The sequence below is a fragment of the Streptomyces sp. UNOB3_S3 genome, assembly GCF_020740895.1.
In the GTDB taxonomy this organism is placed as follows: domain Bacteria; phylum Actinomycetota; class Actinomycetes; order Streptomycetales; family Streptomycetaceae; genus Streptomyces.
In genome coordinates, this window is sequence record NZ_JAILXP010000132.1 from 1 (window position 1) to 17,900 (window position 17,900).

General features: G+C 75.0%; 16 protein-coding genes. 6 read left to right on the forward strand and 10 right to left on the reverse strand.

Annotation, left to right across the window (positions count from 1 at the left end; all coding sequences use genetic code 11):
* From K6I33_RS16385 to K6I33_RS16400, 4 genes are all read left to right on the forward strand, one after another.
* A partial coding sequence (locus tag K6I33_RS16385; protein ID WP_229352597.1) for a DUF6247 family protein occupies window positions 1-285 on the forward strand: 285 nt, incomplete at its 5' end.
* Entirely contained in the window at window positions 282-542 is a 261-nt protein-coding gene (locus tag K6I33_RS16390) for a hypothetical protein (RefSeq protein WP_229352599.1), read from the forward strand. The genes K6I33_RS16385 and K6I33_RS16390, both read left to right, overlap by 4 nt.
* A gap of 112 nt (window positions 543-654) precedes the next feature.
* Window positions 655-1,161 carry a hypothetical protein gene (locus K6I33_RS16395; protein WP_229352609.1) on the forward strand — a complete coding sequence of 169 codons (507 nt, stop codon included), beginning with the start codon at window positions 655-657 and terminating at the stop codon, window positions 1,159-1,161.
* On the forward strand, window positions 1,158-2,408 hold the full coding sequence (locus K6I33_RS16400) for an MAB_1171c family putative transporter (protein WP_229352614.1): 1,251 nt from the start codon (window positions 1,158-1,160) through the stop codon (window positions 2,406-2,408). The genes K6I33_RS16395 and K6I33_RS16400 overlap by 4 nt, the downstream gene beginning before the upstream one ends.
* On the opposite strand, the gene K6I33_RS16405 is transcribed toward K6I33_RS16400, so the two are convergent.
* Both K6I33_RS16405 and K6I33_RS16410 read right to left on the reverse strand, forming a co-directional pair.
* Complete coding sequence (locus K6I33_RS16405) at window positions 2,332-3,126, reverse strand: APH(3') family aminoglycoside O-phosphotransferase (protein WP_229352616.1); 795 nt, start codon at window positions 3,124-3,126, stop codon at window positions 2,332-2,334. The two genes, K6I33_RS16400 and K6I33_RS16405, sit on opposite strands and share 77 nt — an antisense overlap.
* Before the next feature lie 78 nt (window positions 3,127-3,204).
* Window positions 3,205-3,681, reverse strand: a complete 477-nt coding sequence (locus tag K6I33_RS16410) for a hypothetical protein (protein WP_229352619.1) — start codon at window positions 3,679-3,681, stop codon at window positions 3,205-3,207.
* Window positions 3,682-3,884: 203 nt separating this feature from the next.
* On the opposite strand from K6I33_RS16410, the gene K6I33_RS16415 reads away from it, so the two are divergent.
* A complete protein-coding gene (locus tag K6I33_RS16415; RefSeq protein WP_374284783.1) occupies window positions 3,885-5,282 on the forward strand; it encodes an alkaline phosphatase in 1,398 nt (465 codons plus the stop codon).
* Between the two features lie 61 nt (window positions 5,283-5,343).
* Here K6I33_RS16415 and K6I33_RS16420 read toward each other — a convergent pair whose 3' ends face one another.
* Window positions 5,344-9,135, reverse strand: coding sequence for a hypothetical protein (locus K6I33_RS16420; RefSeq protein ID WP_229352621.1), 3,792 nt, complete (start codon window positions 9,133-9,135; stop codon window positions 5,344-5,346).
* A 57-nt stretch (window positions 9,136-9,192) separates the two neighbouring features.
* Entirely contained in the window at window positions 9,193-10,443 is a 1,251-nt protein-coding gene (locus K6I33_RS16425; protein WP_229352623.1) for an aminotransferase class III-fold pyridoxal phosphate-dependent enzyme, read from the reverse strand.
* 142 nt (window positions 10,444-10,585) lie between these two features.
* Between K6I33_RS16425 and K6I33_RS16430 the strand changes: the two genes are divergently transcribed.
* Window positions 10,586-12,493 (forward strand): phosphoribosyltransferase domain-containing protein, encoded by a 1,908-nt coding sequence (locus K6I33_RS16430; protein WP_229352642.1) that lies wholly within the window; start codon window positions 10,586-10,588, stop codon window positions 12,491-12,493.
* A gap of 35 nt (window positions 12,494-12,528) precedes the next feature.
* On the opposite strand, the gene K6I33_RS16435 is transcribed toward K6I33_RS16430, so the two are convergent.
* From K6I33_RS16435 to K6I33_RS16460, 6 genes are read right to left on the reverse strand one after another with little or no spacing between them, the layout of a single operon-like run.
* Window positions 12,529-13,287 (reverse strand): PIG-L deacetylase family protein, encoded by a 759-nt coding sequence (locus tag K6I33_RS16435; protein ID WP_229352628.1) that lies wholly within the window; start codon window positions 13,285-13,287, stop codon window positions 12,529-12,531.
* Window positions 13,275-14,327, reverse strand: coding sequence for a hypothetical protein (locus tag K6I33_RS16440; RefSeq protein WP_229352630.1), 1,053 nt, complete (start codon window positions 14,325-14,327; stop codon window positions 13,275-13,277). Before K6I33_RS16440 ends, K6I33_RS16435 begins: the two co-directional genes overlap by 13 nt.
* A complete protein-coding gene (locus tag K6I33_RS16445) occupies window positions 14,320-14,565 on the reverse strand; it encodes a DUF6137 domain-containing protein (RefSeq protein ID WP_229352632.1) in 246 nt (81 codons plus the stop codon). The genes K6I33_RS16440 and K6I33_RS16445 overlap by 8 nt, the downstream gene beginning before the upstream one ends.
* On the reverse strand, window positions 14,562-15,254 hold the full coding sequence (locus K6I33_RS16450; RefSeq protein ID WP_229352634.1) for a histidine phosphatase family protein: 693 nt from the start codon (window positions 15,252-15,254) through the stop codon (window positions 14,562-14,564). The genes K6I33_RS16445 and K6I33_RS16450 overlap by 4 nt, the downstream gene beginning before the upstream one ends.
* The gene (locus K6I33_RS16455) at window positions 15,251-16,150 is read right to left on the reverse strand and encodes a radical SAM protein (protein ID WP_229352636.1); all 900 of its coding nucleotides are present in this window, start codon (window positions 16,148-16,150) and stop codon (window positions 15,251-15,253) included. Before K6I33_RS16455 ends, K6I33_RS16450 begins: the two co-directional genes overlap by 4 nt.
* Window positions 16,151-16,188: 38 nt before the next feature.
* Entirely contained in the window at window positions 16,189-17,829 is a 1,641-nt protein-coding gene (locus K6I33_RS16460) for a GMC oxidoreductase (RefSeq protein ID WP_229352638.1), read from the reverse strand.
* Between the last annotated feature and the right edge of the window lie 71 nt (window positions 17,830-17,900).

Genomic DNA, 17,900 nt, shown 5'->3' on the forward strand with positions numbered 1-17,900 from the left:
CCGCACGCCCCACCGTCCGTCCCGGCCCCGGCCGCCGCCGCGCGGCTGCTCGCGCGGATCCGCGCCGACCGCCGTGCCGAGCGCTGGGTGCCGGCCTTCGAACGGGACTGGGTGAAGGCCCTGGAGGACGCCCGCTACAGCTACAGCCTCACGCCGGTCCACGACGTCGTGCGCGCGTGGCAGGCGCGCCTGGCCGCCACCCCGGCCGTCGACGCGTTCCTCGCCGCCGGCATGGACGACTCCGACGGCGTCGCGTCGGAGGACGCGCTCGGGACCCGCCCGTGAGCGAAGCGGCCTGGCCGGCGCGTCTGTCGCCGAAGGCCCTGGGCGTACTGGACGCCCTTCCGGGGCACGTGCGCGAGACGCTCCGCGACGTGCTGGACATCGCCTCCCGTGACCCGTGGTCCTTCCCGGCCTTCGACCGCCGGGACCCCGAGGGCGAGGACGTCCGCTCCGCCGCGATCGGCCCCCTCACCGCCGTCTACTGGATCAACCGCTCGGCCGCGCGGCTGCACGTCATCGACATCGTCTGGCTCGGCTGACGGACTCCTCCGGCGGACACGGTCTCCCCCCGGGCGGGGGTGTTGAGGGATGATCTCTGCGGCCTGGCAGGCCAGTTGTCGCCGCCCTTACCTGCGCCAGAGGGGGAGTCATATGCCGTTGGTAGATACGGAAGTGCGTCGCCGGTGTGAGGAGGTGCTGGACCGGGTCAACCGGCCCGAGCCGTTCTCCCTGACCTCGTTCTGCCGGCACGTGGCCGAGCGGCGGGGACGGGCGTTGCATCTGCACCCGCTGCCGGAGACCGTCGCCCTGGCCGGGGCCTGCGGAGTGTGGCTGGCCACCGACACGGACGACCACATCTTCTTCGAACAGCGCACCACCCGCGTCCACCAGGAGCACATCGTGCTCCACGAGATCGGCCACATGCTCTTCGACCACCACATGCTGGACGAGGACGGCCCGCTCCCCGCCGGGCTCCTGCCGGACCTCGGGGCCGGGCTGGTCAACCGGCTGCTGGCCCGGACGAACTACACCTCCCTCCAGGAACGCGAGGCCGAGATGCTCGCCACCATGATCCGGGCCGGCCGGCCCCCCTCGGGGGCGGAACGTCCCCAGGGCGTCCTGGGCCGGTTACGGGCCGCCGTGGGGCTGGGAGCGTGAACGCTTCCCTCCTCCAGACCCCGGGCGTCCTCGCCCTGGTGGCCGCGGTCGTGCTCAGACTCCCGTCCGCCGTCCGGTCGCGGTCCCAGCGCGGGCTGTGGCTCGCGGCCGCCGCCACCGCGGCCGTCCTGGTCCTGGACCGGTGGGCCGGCGCCGACGCCCACCCGGCGCTGCTGGCCCAGGAGCTGTCCGGGCTGGTGTCCGCCGCGGCCGTGCTCCACTTCGTCCTGTACTCCACCCTGCGCGACAGCCGCCGGGCGACGGCCTGGCTGTGGGCGGGCGCCGCGATGATGGCCGCCACGGTGCTGCTGCTCGACCTGGAGTCGGGACCGCACGCGCGGGCCGGGGCGCATCCGCCGGAGGCGCCGGAACCCTCGGCCGTGTACTGGCTGCTGGTCATCGAGATCCACCTGCTGGCCGACGTCGTCTGCGTGGCGGCGTGCCACCAGTACGGGCCGGCCGCCCGCTGCCCGTCGCTGCGGCTGACGCTCCGTCTGCTCGGCTGGGGATCGGCCTGCGCCGCGCTGTACTGGCTCGCACAGCTCGCCCGGCTGCTGCTGGACGTCCCCCGGGTCGTCCCCTGCCAGCGCCTCCTGATGGACGCGCACGGTCTGCTGCTCGCCGCGGCCCTCCTCGTGCCGGTGGCCGCCGCCCTGCGCCGCGGCGCGCCGGACATCGCCACCGTCTGGCGGCTGGGGCGGCTCTGGCGTGACGTGGCCGAGGCCGTGCCCGAAGTCGTCCTGCACAAGCCGCAGCCCCGGCTGCTGGACCTTCTCTGGCCGGCCCTGCCGTGGCGCCTGCTCGCCTACCGGCGGGTGATCGAGATCCACGACGCGTTCCTCGTGCTGCGCCGGTACACCGGGCCCGCCGTCGCCCGCCGAGCGCGCGAGCACCTGAAGACGCGCGGGCCGGCCGGCGCGGGCCCGCGCGCCGCCCTCCTGGCCTGTGTGATCCGCGCCGGGATCGAGGCGAAGGCGGCGGGCCGGCCCGCGGCGACCGGCCCGCTGCGGGGCCCCGACCTCCTCGGCGCGCCGGTCGCCGGCCTCACCGGCGAGACGGCGTTCCTCCGGGAGGTGGCCCGGGCCTACCGCTCCGCGCCCGTACGCGCCTTCCGCGCGGAGCCTGACGCGGCGTCCGGTGCTCCGGTCGCGGCCCGCGACCGGGGCACCGTCAGAAGAACTCGTCCAGCAGCTGATAGAAGGCCAGCTTCTCCGGGTCGACCAGAGCAGGACCGTAGCGTTCGGTGAACGCCGCCACGCAGTCCGGGCCGAACCACGGGTCCTCCTCGCGGCTCAGCTCCCTGAGCGCGAGGGCGAGGTCCGCGTGACGGTCGGCCCGGCCCAGCCGGCCGGCGTCGATCACACCGGTGAGCCGGCCGGTCTCCGGGTCGAGCAGCACGTTGTTGGGGCACAGGTCGCCGTGGCAGACGACGAGGTCCTCCTTCGCCGGACGCGTACGGGCCAGCTCCTCCCGCAGCCGCTCGGCCGGCCAGCCGAGCCGCTCCTCCTCCAGGTCGTCCAGGTCCACCAGGCCGCCCGCGAGGTTCCGCTCGGCCTGCGGGACCGTCACGGCCAGCGACTGGTCGAAGGGGCACTCGGCGACGGGGAGTTCGTGCAGCGCCCGGGCCACCTCCGCCATGACCCCGGCGACGTGCCGGCGCTGCTCACGGGGCCACTCCTCGGCGGCGGACACACCGGGCACGGCCTCCGTGACGAGCCATGACACGGTGGCGTCGGAGCCCAGGTCGACGACCCGGGAGGCGGGGAAGCCCCGCTCGGTCAGCCAGTGCAGCCGGGCGGCCTCGCCCTCCAGGTCGAGGCCGAGCCCGGCGTCCCGGTCGAGGGGAGCGACCTTGGCGTAGAGCGCCGAGGGGCCCGACAGCCGGTAGACGAAGGCCCCCGAGTCGCCGTCGGTGACCGGGGTCCACTCGTGGCCGGGGTAGCGGTTGCGTAAGCCCATGTTCATGGTCACCATCATGGCCGACCCGATGGGGCGGGGTACGACAACACGCCATATGTGACAGGCCCGTTCGGGCGTCTCCGCCTACGACCGGGCGGGTGGCGGTCCGTCGTCGTGCACCGACGACAGGTTCTGGACCTTCCGTGCCTCGTTGACGATGGCCAGCACCGCGTCCAGCGTGGCCGGCGACAGCCCCTGGGCGCGCAGGGCGAGGTTGCGCACCCGGGCGTCGCGCAGCGCCGTGGCCAGCCGCAGCTGCGAGCCGACCCGTTCGGCCACTTCCTCGCTGATGAAGTACTCGGGGGGCACGCCGAAGAACTCGGCGAGGACGTCGAGCTGTTCGAGCGTGACGTTGCGCTTCTTGCCCGTGGCCAGCTCCCACAGATACGTACCGGAGATCGTGCCCCCGGTGGTCTCGCGTATCTCCTTGGCGAGGCGGGCGTACCCGGGACGTTTGCGCTCGTCCGGGTAGATGGCCGTGATCAGCTCGCTCAGCCGCTGGTCGAACTTGCGCACAAGGGGGCGACCGGGCTGGCCGGATGCCGATGCGTTGGCACTCATGCGCCACCTTCACGTGGAATGGTCTTCAGCCGGGCCGAACGCCCGCTCTAGCGGTTGACTGACCTCGTAATCACTACCACCGTCCAACCTTGTTGACAATTGATCCGTGGTGCGGCGTACGCTCGCGTGCCAACCCATTCGCTTGAGCGGACGGTGCGCGGCCCCGGGCCGCCCACGGTCCCGCGAACCCGGAGGTCAGCACATTGAACGCAGCCAACCCCTTACGGCTCTTCCGCACCTCCCACAGCACTCCGGCCCCCCGTCGCGGCCGCCTCGCATGGGGCGCCGCGGCACTCCTCGTCGTCGGCGCCGCCCTGCCCACGGCGGCCGCCCCGGCGGGCGGGGGGAGCGCGGACCAGACTCCCCGCAAGGCCAGGAACGTCATCCTGCTCATCGGCGACGGCATGGGCGACCAGGAGGTCACCCTGGCCCGCGACTACACCGTCGGCGCCGGCGGCCGCCTCGCCCTCGACCGTTTCCCCGAGACCGGCAAGTACACCACGTACTCCGTCGACAGCAAGGGCCGTCCCGACTACGTCACCGACTCCGCGGCGAGCGCCAGCGGCTGGTCCACGGGCCGCAAGACCGTCAACGGCCGCGTCTCGAAGACACCGGACACCGACGTCGCCGTGCCCACCGTCCTCGAACTCGCCCGCCGCAAGGGCCTGGCCACCGGATCGGTCACCACCGACGAGCTCACCGGCGCCACCCCCGCCGCCATGGCCTCCCACGTCACCGAACGCGACTGTCAGGGCCCGGCCGACATGGCAAGCTGCCCGCGCGACACCATCGGCCGCGGCGGGCCCGGATCGATCGCCGAACAGTCCGTGCGGCTGCGCCCGGACGTGCTCCTCGGCGGCGGCCGGCAGCGCTTCGACCAGAAGATCACCGAAGGCCCGTACCGGGGGCTGACCGTGACCCAGCAGGCGGAGAAGCAGGGCTACCGCGTCGTCACCGACGCCCATGGCCTGAAGGCCGCCGGGCCGGACCGCCCGCTGCTCGGCCTGTTCGCGCCGGACTCGCTCCCGGTGGAGTGGAGCGGCCGGCCCGCGGCCGCCGGCGGCACCCCGCCGCAGCGCTGTGCCACCAACCCCAAGCGCCCGGCCGGCACCCCGGCCCTGGCGGAGCTGACCACCAAGGCGATCGGGCTGCTGGAGGCCAAGGCGAAGGGCGGGAACGGGCCGGACAAGGGCTTCTTCCTCCAGGTCGAGGGCGCCTCCATCGACAAGCAGGCCCACGAGGCCGACCCGTGCGGGCAGATCGGGGAGACCGCCGCGTTCGACCGCGCCGTCAAGGTGGCCCAGGACTACGCCGCCCGCCACCCCGACACCCTGGTGGTCGCCACCGCCGACCACGGCCACAGCACCCAGATCCTTCCCGTCGACATCAACCCGCCCGGGCTGTCGGCCACCCTCGTCACCGACGAGGGCGGCAGGATCAAGGTCGGCTACTCCACCACCGACACCCCCGCGGACGGCCAGGAGCACACCGGCACCCAGGTGGGCATCTCGGCCCGGGGCCCGTACGCGGAACGCGTCCGGGGCGTCACCGACCAGACCGAGCTGTTCACCACCGTCACCACCGCGCTCGGACTGCGCTGACCACGCGTCGGCACTGTGGGGTGCCCTCCCGTCCCCGGGAGGGCACCCCACCCGCCGCCGGCTACCGCGCCCGCAGGAACACGGGGTGCGTCTCATCGACCTTCGAACGGATACCGGCGCGCAACCGCCCGCCCGCCTCCGCCGACGCCCCCGCCAGCACGGCCTCCTGCTCGTCGTCCCGGCCGTACGGCACCACCTCCAGCTCCGCGACGAGCGGGCCGAGCAACCCGGCCGGGGCCAGCGCGGCGGCGTGCGCGTGCGCCAGGTACTGCTTGGCCCGCCGGTGCGCCTTGGGCTCCTTCAGCACGGCCCGGCACACCTCCACGGCGTTGCCCGCCCTCACCACCAGGTGGGGGGCGTGCCGCAGCACCAGGGCGCCGAACCCGTCGCCGGGGGCGTCCCGCAGCTCGCCCAGTGCCGCGACGACCCGCTCGCGCACGTCCCGCCGCGGCAGCAGCGCGGTGGCGAGGACGCCCGCCCACGCCGCCCCTGGACGCTCGGCGAGCACCTCGACCGCCGCGTGGGGGTGGCGGGCGGCGAGGAGGAGCGCCACCTGCGCGATCCCGGTGGACGTCGCCATCCACGCGGACGGACCGTCCGCCCCGGCCGCCGCCCGCGCCAGCGCGTCCAGCTCCGCGACCGCCGCCCCGGGCCCCTCCTGCGACAGCCGCAACACCGTCTCACGGACCGGGACGTCGGTGCAGAGCGTGGCCACGGCGGTGGCCAGCGGCAGCGTCTCCAGGGTCTCGTACTGGGCCGAGTCGTCGTACCGCTCGCGGTAGTCCAGCAGGGCCGTGAACACCGTCCGCCAGCGCGGGTCGCGGACGGCGTCCGCCAGCCCGGCCACCTCCTCGGCCGGCACGTACGAGAAGTCGTACGAACCGTCGAACAGCGTCCGCAGCAGGCCCAGCACCAGGGCCATGTCCTCGTGACGGAACCGCTCCGCGCCCCGCCCCGGCCGGGCCTCGATCCGCAGCGTCCACGTACCGGCCATCCGCAGCCGCTCGGTGCGGAAGGACACGGCGGGGAACCAGTGGCCGAAGCGCTCCAGCAGGACCTCGAACGCCAGCAGCCGCCCCGTCAGATCCTCGGTGACGTCCGGCTGCTCGCTCCACTCCGCCTCCACACGGTCCGGCGTGAACAGCAGACTCGCCTTGTGCAGGGACAGCGGCACGTCCAGTTCGAACGCGTCACGGGTCAGCCGCAGCAGCTTGTCGCCGCCCCGGCAGAACCGGTCCGCGACCTCGTGCAGCGCCGCCACACCGCTGGGCGCCCGCCCGGCCGGATAGCGCTCGGTCGTCGCCAGCAGCCACTGGTGGATCCCGTTGTGCAACTGGTGGGCGTTGGGCGGCGCGGGCGCCGAGGACGCCGCCGCCTCCAGCAGCCGCCGCCACGAGGCGTTCTCCTCGATGGTGTGGTCCGCGGCGGGCCCGGCGGCCCGCCACCGTGCGATCCACTCCTCGAACCCCCGCACAGCGCGGGCCTCCCGCTCGCTCAGGCCGAAGGCCGCGGCCAGGTCCAGCCAGGCCGACATCACCCCCAGGTACGCCTCGTGGAGCAGCCGGTCCGGCCGGTCGACCAGTTCCAGCAGAAGGTGCTTGAGCGCGGCGTCGTACGTCTCGATCAGATCGCACCGGGCCAGCACCGGCAGCTGCCGGTGGTCGTCGCCCGTCAGGGCCGGGGCGGCGGCGTACGCGCGGTACGTCCCGGCCAGTTCCCGCGCCCGGGCCGGAGCCTCGGCCGGGCCGGCGGCGGCCAGCGCCACCCGGCCCCGCTCCAGCGCCAGATAGCGCCCGGCGAAATCCCGGTCGGCGGCGGCCGCCGCCACCAGCCGGACCGTCTCCCCCGGTGGCAGCGCCGAACGCCGGGCCAGCCGGCACAGCTCCTCCGTCGCGGCGGCGTCCGCCAGGGGCAGCGCCTCCAGCAGACGCAGCGGGATCTCCTCCCGTTCCCGCGCGGAGTACACGTCCAGCGCGTCGAAGGCGTCCCCGAGCGACTCCACGGCCTCCACCAGCGCCGTCGCCGCCCGCCCGGCCGCCTCGCCGGTCAGCCGCAGGGCCGCCGGCAGCAACGCCCCCAGCACCGCCGGGGAGAGACCGGCACGGCCCTCCAGCCGCGCCAGCGCCACGGCGAACCGCACGTCCGCGCGCCCGGCGACCGCCGAGGCCAACAGGTCCGCGCCCGCCGCCGCGGCACACCGGGGCAGCGCCACCGCGACCCCGGAGGCGCCGGCCGCCCGGGCGGCCACCAGCCCGCGCGCGTACGGGCCCGCCTCCGGCGGCGCGACGGCCAGGACCCGTGCCGGGTCCGCGCTCAGGGCCAGCGCGGCGTCCACGACCTGGGCCGCGAACGCCGGTGAGACCACCGCCGTGCCCTCGCGGCGCCAGCACGCGGGATCGGGCAGGAAACTGCCGTCGACCAGGCGCCGGTACGCCGCGGGGGACAGATGCGCCGGCGCCCGGAGACGGTCCAGGCCCGGCATGTCCTCCGGCGTGAGCCGCTCGCCCCGCGCGACGGCGTCCGCCGCCACCCGGCTCGCGGAGTCCGCGCCGGACAGCAGCCGGCACCCGGGCGGCACGGCCGCGAAACGCCGCTCCTCGGTCCGCACCGCCGGGGGACGGCCGGAGCCGAACCAGCAGCGCTCCGCCCAGGGATCGGCCAGCACGTACGACGCCGATTCCGGGACGTCCTCCGGACGGCCCCGCAGCACCGCCACACCGTACTGACGGAACATCACCGCGGCGTGCTCGGCGGGGCTGCCGCGCTCGACGAGCACATGACCGGTGCGGTCCCGCCGCGCCGGGTCCAGCAGCAGGTACTGCGCCCACGCCTCGTCCAGCCGGGTGGCGGTGAGGAAGGCGGTGGCGGCGACCGTCCGCGGCGGGACCAGCAGGTCCGCCGGGCGGGAGGCGCACCGCTCGTCCCACTCCCGGCGCGCCTCGCCGGTGAGGACCCGGAGGGTGGGCGCCGGGTCGAAGGCCTCGGCGGGCCGCACCTGGACCAGGCGCAGGACGCGCGTGCCGGTGGCCCGCAGGACCTCGCCCCGCCACAGCGTGGTGCCCGGGTCGCCGGTGAGCCAGGCCAGGCTGTTGTCCGTGCCGTCGAGGCGCTGGGCGGAGGCGAAGCCGAAGCCCAGGGACAACTGGCCGGTCAGGGGCCCGGCGCCGGTGCGTTCGGTGAGGCCGGTGACGGAGACGAGACCGGCGTCGGTCTCCAGCACCCACTCGCAGTCGAGCCGTTCCAGGGCGAAGTGGTCGTGCAGCAGCGCAGTCCACCGGCCGAGCGCGGCGACCGTCGCCTCGTCCAGCAGCGGTGTCTCGTCGGCCGCGGGCGGCGGCCCTTCGACGGGGGCGGCGACCAGGGGCTGGACGAAGACGGCGATCGGCGCCGGCTCGTATCCGGGGTCGGCCAGGCGCTGCTGGGCCACCGCGCGTTCGGCGTAGCCGCTCCACACGACGGCCGACACCACGGGGAACAGGTCCGCGGGACCGGCGCACACCAGGCTCTCGTAACCGCCCGCGTTGACGTTGTGGTCCAGGTCCTCCGCGCCCGAACTCCGCACGATCCAGGGGCCCGGGCCGCAGACGGCCGCGACCCTGTCGGGCAGGTCCGGCCGGCGGTCGCGGAGGAACGCGGCGTAGGCGGGGACGAGGTCCCCGGAGTCCGCGCCACGCGCCGTAAGGAATTCCCGGGCGTCCGTGTCGGCGAGCGGGAGGACGGGAAGGGTGATCTCGCTGAATCGCGGATGGCCGGAGAGGTGCAGAAGCCGGGCGCACTTCGCGCCGAATCGCTTTTCCGCTTGCTCTTCTTGTGTTTCCACGGCTGCCGGGCCGGGCGTCGACGGACGGTCCATGGGAGTGGGTGTGTGCCTTTCTGCGCGGGGGCCAACGGCTTTGCGGCGGGGGGTTTCTCAGTCGTCCAGGAGCCGGCCGATCCACGTGGTCGTGCCGGCCCGGTCGCGATCGGCCTCGCGCAGCCCGTCCAGGACGTTCCAGGCGGCCGCGTAGCGCGCCTCCTCGGTCACCACGGCGTCCGAGGCGTACGGGGCCAGCCGCGCGCACACGCGGCCGAACCGCTCCTCGGCCTCGGCCAGCGCCTTCGGCCCGAAGGCCGCGGAGACCGTCTGGTTGTCGCCCTTGTAGAAGAGCAGCCCCTCCTCCGCGGCCGCCCGCCACAGCGCCTTCCCCACGTCACGGCCGGCGGGCACGAACTGGAAGAAGGCGCCGTCGCCCGCCACCTCCACCGGCAACGAGGCCGCGGCCAGGGCCGTACGGGCGTGCTCCACGAACCGGTCGCCCGCCTCCCGCACCGTTTTCTGCGGCTCGCCCGTGGCCACGCGCGCCAGCGTCCGCCCGGCGGCGGCCAGCACCGTCGGCTCGAAGAACGACGTGAACGAAACCTCCCGCAACGGCCGCAGCAGCGCGCGCGACCCGCCGACGGCGGCGGTCGGCCAGCCGTTGGCCATGCCCTTGGCGACGACCCACACGTCCGGGTCGAGCAGGCCGGCGGTGGACAGCCCGGCGCCGTAGCGGAACCCCACCTTCACCTCGTCCACGATCAGCGGCACGTCCGCCCCGGCCAGCAGCTCGCGCAGCCGCCCGTACCAGCGGGCCGACAGATGGATGTGGTCGGGGGAGACCACCACGGCGGCGACCCGGTCCCGGTCGCGCAGCAGCTCCTCCAGCAGGCCGAGGTCGAAGAAGAAGTCCACGACACCATCGGCGTTGGGCTCCAGGAGCCCGGGCGCCGGGGACCACATCGGGTCGTAGCCGTGGTAGCCGGCGCTGAGCACCAGCGGACGGCCCACCGTCTCCCGCACGGCGAGCACCGCCGCCCGCACGGCCGAGGTACCGGTCCGGAACAGGCCGACGACCTCGCCCCCGCACAGCGCCAGCAACCGGGCCGTCACCTCGTCCAGCAACGGGCTCCAGCCGGTGGCCGTGCCCGCCTCCCCGCGCGCCGCGCGGGCGACGGCCTCGGCGACGTCCGGGTCGCCGTGCCCCAGCAGGACCGAGCCCCGGGCGTTGTCGAAGTCGATCCAGCTTTTCCCGGAAACGTCGGTGAGAAACGCGCCGCGAGCCTCGGTGAATACACGGGGAATACCGTTCCCGTCCCGGGGGCACGTCGGTGATTCGGCCAATGTGGAAAGAATTTGCGTCATCGAAGGTCCTTTATCCGACGGGATATTGAGAAAAGAGGTCCGGTGCGTCCACAGTCATGGCCGTCCGGCACCGGGCCGGCCACGGGGAATTCCGTGGGAAAAACCACCGGGAATGACGCCACGACACATGACGGGGAGAACTGTGAGAACACCGCGGAAGGTGGGGCACGACCGGCCGGCGCACAACGGACCGGCGCACGACGGACCCGAACACGGCGGACGACCGCCCGCGCTGCACCGCGCGGCCGTGGAGCGGGCGGCCCGGGAGGGCGACGCCCACTCCCGCTACGCCTGCGCCTGCCTCATCGAACAGGTCCTCGCCGACACGGCCGCCTGCCGGGCCGCACCGGCCGGCGCCCACGCGCTGCTGGACGAGGTGCGACGGACCTGCCGGACGCTCGCCGAGGCCCTGGCCGCCGAAGCGGACGGGCGCCCCGCCGCCCCGGCCCCGGACCCGGCGGCATTCCTGGCCCGCGCCATGACCGAAGCGTCCGCCACCACCGGGGAGCTGTGGCGCTCCGGCACCGCCCGGGGCGACGCCCGCACCGAGGCCCTGCTGCGGCACGCCACCGACTGGAAGACCCCCGAGGCCCACGGCTACGACCTCGCCGACCTGGAACTGGCCCACACCCACGCCACCGCGTGGCTCGCGACCACTCGCCCCGGCACCCCGGTGTTCGTCGTGGGCGTGCGCACCGGAGGCTCCTACCTGGCCCCGCTGTGGGCCGCGGCCGTCGCCGGGGCCGGACGCGAAGCGGCCCCCTGGACCAGCCTGCGCCCGCTGCGGCAGGCCGGACGGATCACACTGGTCCCCACCGAGACCGGACGGCTGCCCGCCGCCCTGCCCCCGGGCACCCTCGTCGTCGCCGTCGACGACCAGCCCGACTCCGGCGACACCGCGCGAGCCGTGCACGCCGCCCTGACCCACCGCTACCCACGGGCGGCCGCCGTCCTGTTCGCGGCCCCCGGCCGCGTCTACCACGTGGACGCGACGGAGATACGGCCCCTGCGGCAGAGCCCGCCCGTCCGCACCGGCCCCGCACGCCTGTGGCAACTGGCCGGCGACGGACCCGACGGCGTCGCGGCCCGCCTGCGGGCGCACGGCGTCCTGCCCGACGACGGCCGGGCCCACCGCCTCGTACCCTTCCGCGGCCCCTTCGAGGAGACCTACCTCGGGCATCCCGTCCCGGACCGGGCCCCCGGCGGGCCCCACCGCATCAGCCCCCGGAATCGGCCCTTCACCCTGGCCCAGGACGCACACCCGGGCCAGGAGGACACCGCCCACCACTTCCGCTTCATCGGCACCGGCCCGCACGGCGCCCAGTGCGCCGAAACCCTCGACGCCCTGGGGGAGTTCCTGCCCCCCGGACGCCACTACCTCGACGGCTACCTGATCACCGCGCACGAGCCCGGGCTGCGCCCCCTCGGCCCCGCCCTCGGCACGTTCACCGACACCGAGCGCGACGCGGCGCTGCGCGCCGTGGCCCGCTACTGGCGGCGCCTGGACGAACTGGCGGGCCTCGGCACCGTCGACCCCGCCGTCACCTACGACCCGCGCGAGCGGCTCGGCACGGCGCTGGGCAGGCTGCGGGAACGGCTCGCCCGCCCGCTCCCCGTGGACGGCGCCTGGCTGGACCGCCACGTCCCCCGCCGCGCCGCCCTCGGCGGCCGCCGAGGCCGGCTGTTCCGCACCTCCCTGCCCTACTCCCACCAGGGCTGGCACTGGCAGACCGGCGCAGGACGGCCCGGCGCGCCCGTCACCGTCCGCCGGTTCGGGCCGGACTGGATCTGGGGCGGCGCCGGGTGCCTGGAGTCCGAGATCGCCTCCTTCGTCGTGGAGACGCGCCTCGACGGACCGGCCCTGGCGGCGCTGCGCACGGCCCTCGCCGACGACGCCGTCCTCGACACGGCGCTGGCCCTGGCCGGCGAGGCCCTGTGGTGGAACGTCAAGAGCTGGCTGCGCCGCTGCCCCGACCCGGCGGAGGCCGCCGCCCGCCGGATGACCGACGAACTGGAGGACATGGCCCGCTACGTGGCCGCGCTGCGCTGACCGCCCCGCCGGGCGGCCGGTCCGGGCCCGGCCGCTCACGGGTTTCCCGCCGCGCCGGCCACCGCCCAGACCCGCTCGGCGCGGCCGCCGCCCGCCGGCGCCGCCACCCGGCGGGCGTGCAGCGTCACCTCGCGGACGCACTCGTCGTCGGTCTGGCTGCCGTACACGTACATGCCGCGCACCTTCTCCTGGAACACGCCCGAGACGTCGGTCGTCGCGTACGGGACCAGGCCGCGCGAGCCGGACAGCAGGCCCTCGACGGCGGGCAGCGCGTGGTGCGCCGCGTAGGGGAGGTCCTCGTAGTACAGGCGCCGCACCCCGTCGCCCGCCGACCGGCGCACGGCCTCGTGCACCAGCAGATGGTCCACGTGGCCGCCCACCGCGGCCGGTGCCAGCACCAGGCCGGGCCGCAGTTCGCGGACGGCGGCCGCGACGGCCCGGGCCACCGGTTCGCGCAGCGGGTCCCGCGCCGGGTCGGCCGTCATCTCCGTGTCGTCGTCGTAGCCGCGCAGGCTCGCGTCGTCGAAGCCCAGCGGCACGTACCGGGCCAGGCCGCGGGCCCGGCAGTAGCGCAGCTCCTCCTCCTTCCGCCGCGCGGTGATCACGTCGGGCCCCGCCCTGCGCAGCCGTTTGGGCAGCGCCCAGGAGGAGCGGGTGAACACCGTCAGCAGCGTCGCCCGGGCCGCTCCGGCGCGGGCGGCCAGCAGGCCCCCGCACGAGTAGGCCACGTCGTCGGGGTGCGGGGCGATCAACAGGGTGTGGGCCGCGCCGAGTTCGGCCGTCAGATCCGGCATGCGTCCTGCCCTTCCGTGTCCGGTGCGGCCGGCCGCCCGGCGACGACCGCCGCGTACCGCCGGGCCACGTCCCGCCACCCGGTGCGCGGGCGCGGCCGCGGGGCCACGGCCGCGCCACGGGCGACGACCAGGTCCATCAGCTCCCCGGCCGACGGCGCGGTGAGGGAGGCGAACGCCGTCAGGGCGCCCGAGCCGGCCAGGGCGGCGACCGGCAGGCCGAGCTGGACGGCCTCGGCCGCCGCGAAGTTGAAGGTCTCGTGGAAGGCGGAGGGCAGGGCGAACAGCCGGGCCCCGCCGAACACCCGCCGCCAGTCGGCGCGGATGTCGTACGCGTCGAGGATCTCGAACGTGTCCGAGGCCGGGTGCGCCCGGGCCAGCTCCCGGGCCCGGCGCCCCTCCTTCGACCAGGTCGCGAAGATCACCCGGACCGGCACCCCGGCCGCCGCCAGCCGGTCCAGGCACAACCGGGCCTCCTTGGCGGGGACCTTGCCGAGCTGGAGCACCACCGGCCCCCGGGGGTCGCGCAGATCCTCGCCCGGCAGGTGGTCGGCGGCCCAGGGGATGCGGACACCGTCCGGGAAGCACCGCGTCCACGGCAGGTCGCGCAGGAACACCTCCCGCATCGGGCCCTCCGGATGCGCGGGGGCGGCCGGGCAGCCCTCGGCGACCGTGCCCCGGACGGGCAGGCCTCGGGAGTGCGCCGGGCAGGGCGGCGGTGTCGCCATACCCGGCGACAGACGGCTCACGTCGTGCCAGATCCGCACCACCCGCCGGTGGAGGCCCGGCAGCCGGCGCCACTGGTCGCCGGCGAACAACGGGCTCTCCACCAGGGGGAAGACCGCGTCGACACGCTCCGCGGCCACCCGGCCGGCGAGCGCCGTGAGATCGGCGCCCTCCGACGAGCGGTAGAACTCCGCCCGCACGCCGAGGGACCGCAGCCCCTCCGCCAGATGCCACAGCGCGGTCTCCACGCCGCCCCAGGTGGCGCAGTCGAACCCCTCGTCGTAGATCTCGAACAGCGCGCGGGGCCGGTCAGCCATGGCCGGCCCCCCGCGCCGTCCCGGTGATCCGGGCGCAGAGGTCGTCGACGACCAGCCGCCGGTTGCCGCCGGCCAGCAGGTCCAGGGTGCGGTCGGTGAACGCCTCCAGCCGGTTGACGATGTTCACATAGTCCCGGTCGCCCACGTCCAGATGGCCGGCCGCCGCGATGGCCTCCGGGTCCTCACCGGTCTCGTCGGCGAGGCACTTGACGACGAGCAGCCGCGTCGCGGCCGTCACGCCGTCCTGGCCAGGTGCGCCTTCGAGTTCGCCACGACCAGGGAGCCGCATGCCTTCTCCGTTCCCTCCGGGGCCCCGCCCGGGGCCCTGTCCACGATGAACACGCCCGTGTTGCTGACCTTGAAGCGGGTGGCCGGCAGGACCGCGTCGTCCAGGCCCAGGAGCTCCAGCAGCAGCGCCTGGATGGTCTCCGCGTGCGAGACCAGCACGAACCCGCCCGCCGTGCCCGGCGCGCACCGCTCCCGCAGGAACCCGCGCGCCCGGGCACGCTGCGCGACCCAGCTCTCCACCCCCGCCGCCGGTTCCTCGCCGGGACGCCGCAGCCGGGCCTCCAGCAGCGCGTCCCACTCACGGACCGTCAGCGGACGCGGGAAGCGCCGGGGCGAGCGCAGCTCGGCCAGCCGGGCATCGGGCGTCACCGGCAGCCCCAGCCCGGCGGCCAGCACCTCCGCGGTGCGCAGCGCCCGCCGCTGCGGGCTGCTGAACAGCACGAACCCATGGGCACCGGACGGGCCGGGCCAGGTGGCCCGGTCCCGTGCCAGGTGCCCGGCCAGCGCCCGCGCCTGCTCCTCGCCCAGCGGCGTGAGGCCTGCGTCCGCGTCGTGCCCCGTCATCAGGTCGTCGTCGGCCAGGACGTTGACCTCGGCCTGGGCGTGCCGGACGAGGACGAACCGCTGGACGCCGGTCATACCAGCGGCAGGGGGACACGGCCCTCGGGCACCCGCATCCGGGGCCGGGAGCTGTTGAACTCCTGGTTGGCGATGCAGGTGCCGCAGGGCCAGTTGTCGTACTCACGGATGGGCCCGAACTCGTGGTAGAGGTGCTTGGGAACCGAGTAGCAGTCGCACTTGACCATCTGGATGTCGTCGTCGGCGACCGAGTAGGTGTAGCCGTTGGTGATCTGGTCGCAGACCGCGTCGCGCTTGCCGGTCTCGAAGATGTGGTTCCAGCGGCGGAAGTACTCGGGCGGGGCCAGGAAGTCCGCCTGGTGGAGGTCCTCGTAGCGCAGGTTCACCGTGAGGGGCCGGCCCTTGAAGGCGAGCAGCGGCATGAAGTGCAGCAGACCCTGATAGCCGCGGGACTTCAGCAGGTCGATCATCTCGTTGATCTCGTCGATGGTCTGGTCGTGGTAGACGAGCTGGAGTTCCGCCTGGAGGTCGACGGCGGCGTCGATGATCCGGTCCACCTGCTCCTGGCCGAGCCCGCGCTTGGCGTTCATGCGCGCCGTGTGGCCGTCGACGGAGAACACCCACAGCAGGTCCTCGCGCCCCTCCAGACAGCGCGGCAGCTTGGTGCCGTTGCTCAGCACCTCGATGCGCAGGCCCTCGGCGGCGCGGCGCTGGAGATGGTCGAGGATCTTGGGGTACAGGGTGATCTCACCGTTGGACTCGACGCGGAAGAGCGCGCCGTCCGCCTCGTACTTCTCGAAGATCCGGTCCAGGGAGGCTTTGGTGGCCTCCTGGTTCACCTTGATCTTCTTGACCTCGCAGTAGGTGCAGCGCAGGTTGCAGGCGCCGTCGATGACGATGTTGCGGTAGGCGCGGACGCGCCGGGTGCGCGGCGGCCAGCCGATGGGGGTGTCCATGCTCCGGTTCTCCTCGTGCTCGTCGTGCCCGGGCGCGCTCACACGTGGGCGGCGCGGTCGGCCGCCAGGTGGGAGGCGATCGCCCCGCTGGTGCGCAGCGCGTGGGCCTGGATGGTCAGCGTGGGGTTGAGGCCACCGGGGTACGGCATGAAGCTGCCGTCCACGATGTAGACGTTGTCCGCGGAGTGCACCCGGCCCCAGGGGTCCACCACGGAGCGGGCCGGGTCCTCGCCCGCGCGGCAGGTGCCGTGCAGATGGGAGCTGCCCTGCGCGAAGCCGGTGCTCCGGCGGACGACGGCGGTCGCGCCCGCCGTGCGCAGCAGCCGCTCGCAGCGGCCGCTCATCCAGCTCAGCCGCTCCAGGTCGCGAGGGTCGGGTGTGTAGTCGATGACGACGGCCGGCATGCCGTGCTCGTCGAGGCGGTCCGACAGCCCGACCCGGTTGTCCAGGCTGGGGTGGTCGGCCAGGATCGTCTCGACCCGCAGCTCCAGCGCGTCCCGGACCAGTTTCCGCGCGCGGTCGCGCTTGGACTCGTAGATCAGGCCGCCGACCCCGGTGGGGCACTCGGGGTCGAGGTAGTGGTCGAGGAAGGCCACGGTGGAGAACGGGCCCGTGGTCGTGTACGGGTCCGCCAGCACCTCCGGCGCGGCCGCCACCGTCCCGCTGAGGTACTCGCTGAGCTTCACGCACAGCCCGCGCCCCACCATCCCCGAGTGGTTGCCCACCCCGTCGGGGGAGTACGGGGTGCGGGAGCGCAGCAGCAGCGCGGCGGACTGGACGGCGTTGCAGGCCAGGACGAAGGCGCGGGCACGGACGGTGCGCGCCGTGCCGGTGAACCGGTCCAGACAGCGCAGCGACGCCACCTCCCCGGCCCGCCGCTGCTCCAGGCGCAGCGCCCGGACGCCGGTGCGCAGCGTGAAGTTGGGGTGGGCGGCCAGCGGGGCGAGGAAGACGGAGACGACATCGCCCTTGGCGCCGGTGGGGCAGATGTGGCTGACGCACAGCGACTCCCGGTCGCACCCCGCGCGGCCCCCGTAGGGCTCGCGGTTGATGGCCAGCGGGGTGGGGAACGGCCGGTAGCCCAGCGACTCGCCGGCCTCGCGCAGCACCTCGCCGGCGGGGGAGGGCCGGTGGGCGGGGCCGCGGCCGCCCCGCCCCTCGCGGGCGGTGGCCGGTTCGGGGCCGCCGTGCACGCCCAGCCGGCGCTCCAGCACCTCGTAGTAGGGCACGAGGTCGGCCAGGGAGTACGGCCAGCGCACATCGGCGCCGTCGGTGTGGATCAGGGTGCCGGGGTCGAAGTCGAAGGGCTGGTAGCGGAAGGAGGCGCCGCCGTAGAAGACGGTGCCGCCGCCGAGGTTGGAGGTCGTCCACGGCCAGCCCTCGTCCGTCCACCGGCCGCTCTCGTCCCGGGCCAGGGCGGTCCGGGTCAGGGTCTCGGCCTCGTCGAGGTCCACGTGCGGGGCCAGCCGGACGCCCTCCTCGATCATTAGGACGTCCAGCCCCTGGCGGACCAGCCGGTCGGTGGCGACGGCGCCGCTGGCGCCGCTGCCGATGACGCAGACGTCCCAGATACGGTCGCCGGCGTCCTCCTCCAGGCCGTCGCGGTGGGCGGCGCCGAGCGGCGCGGGATGGCGGGCACCGGCGTGCTCCAGCGGCGAGGGTCCCCGTAGGCGCTTCATGAGGGTGTGCCTTTCGTTCGGTGGGCTCGTTCAGTGGGCTCGTTCGGTGGTGGCGGTGGTGGTCCTGGGGG

Coding starts and splice junctions, on each gene's coding strand:
- K6I33_RS16395 (WP_229352609.1), top strand. CDS start 655: ATGCCGTTGGTAGATACGGAAGTGCGTCGCCGGTGTGAGGAGGTGCTG.
- K6I33_RS16405 (WP_229352616.1), bottom strand. CDS start 3,126: ATGAACATGGGCTTACGCAACCGCTACCCCGGCCACGAGTGGACCCCG.
- K6I33_RS16410 (WP_229352619.1), bottom strand. CDS start 3,681: ATGAGTGCCAACGCATCGGCATCCGGCCAGCCCGGTCGCCCCCTTGTG.
- K6I33_RS16420 (WP_229352621.1), bottom strand. CDS start 9,135: ATGGACCGTCCGTCGACGCCCGGCCCGGCAGCCGTGGAAACACAAGAA.
- K6I33_RS16425 (WP_229352623.1), bottom strand. CDS start 10,443: ATGACGCAAATTCTTTCCACATTGGCCGAATCACCGACGTGCCCCCGG.
- K6I33_RS16435 (WP_229352628.1), bottom strand. CDS start 13,287: ATGCCGGATCTGACGGCCGAACTCGGCGCGGCCCACACCCTGTTGATC.
- K6I33_RS16440 (WP_229352630.1), bottom strand. CDS start 14,327: ATGGCTGACCGGCCCCGCGCGCTGTTCGAGATCTACGACGAGGGGTTC.
- K6I33_RS16450 (WP_229352634.1), bottom strand. CDS start 15,254: ATGACCGGCGTCCAGCGGTTCGTCCTCGTCCGGCACGCCCAGGCCGAG.
- K6I33_RS16455 (WP_229352636.1), bottom strand. CDS start 16,150: ATGGACACCCCCATCGGCTGGCCGCCGCGCACCCGGCGCGTCCGCGCC.
- K6I33_RS16460 (WP_229352638.1), bottom strand. CDS start 17,829: ATGAAGCGCCTACGGGGACCCTCGCCGCTGGAGCACGCCGGTGCCCGC.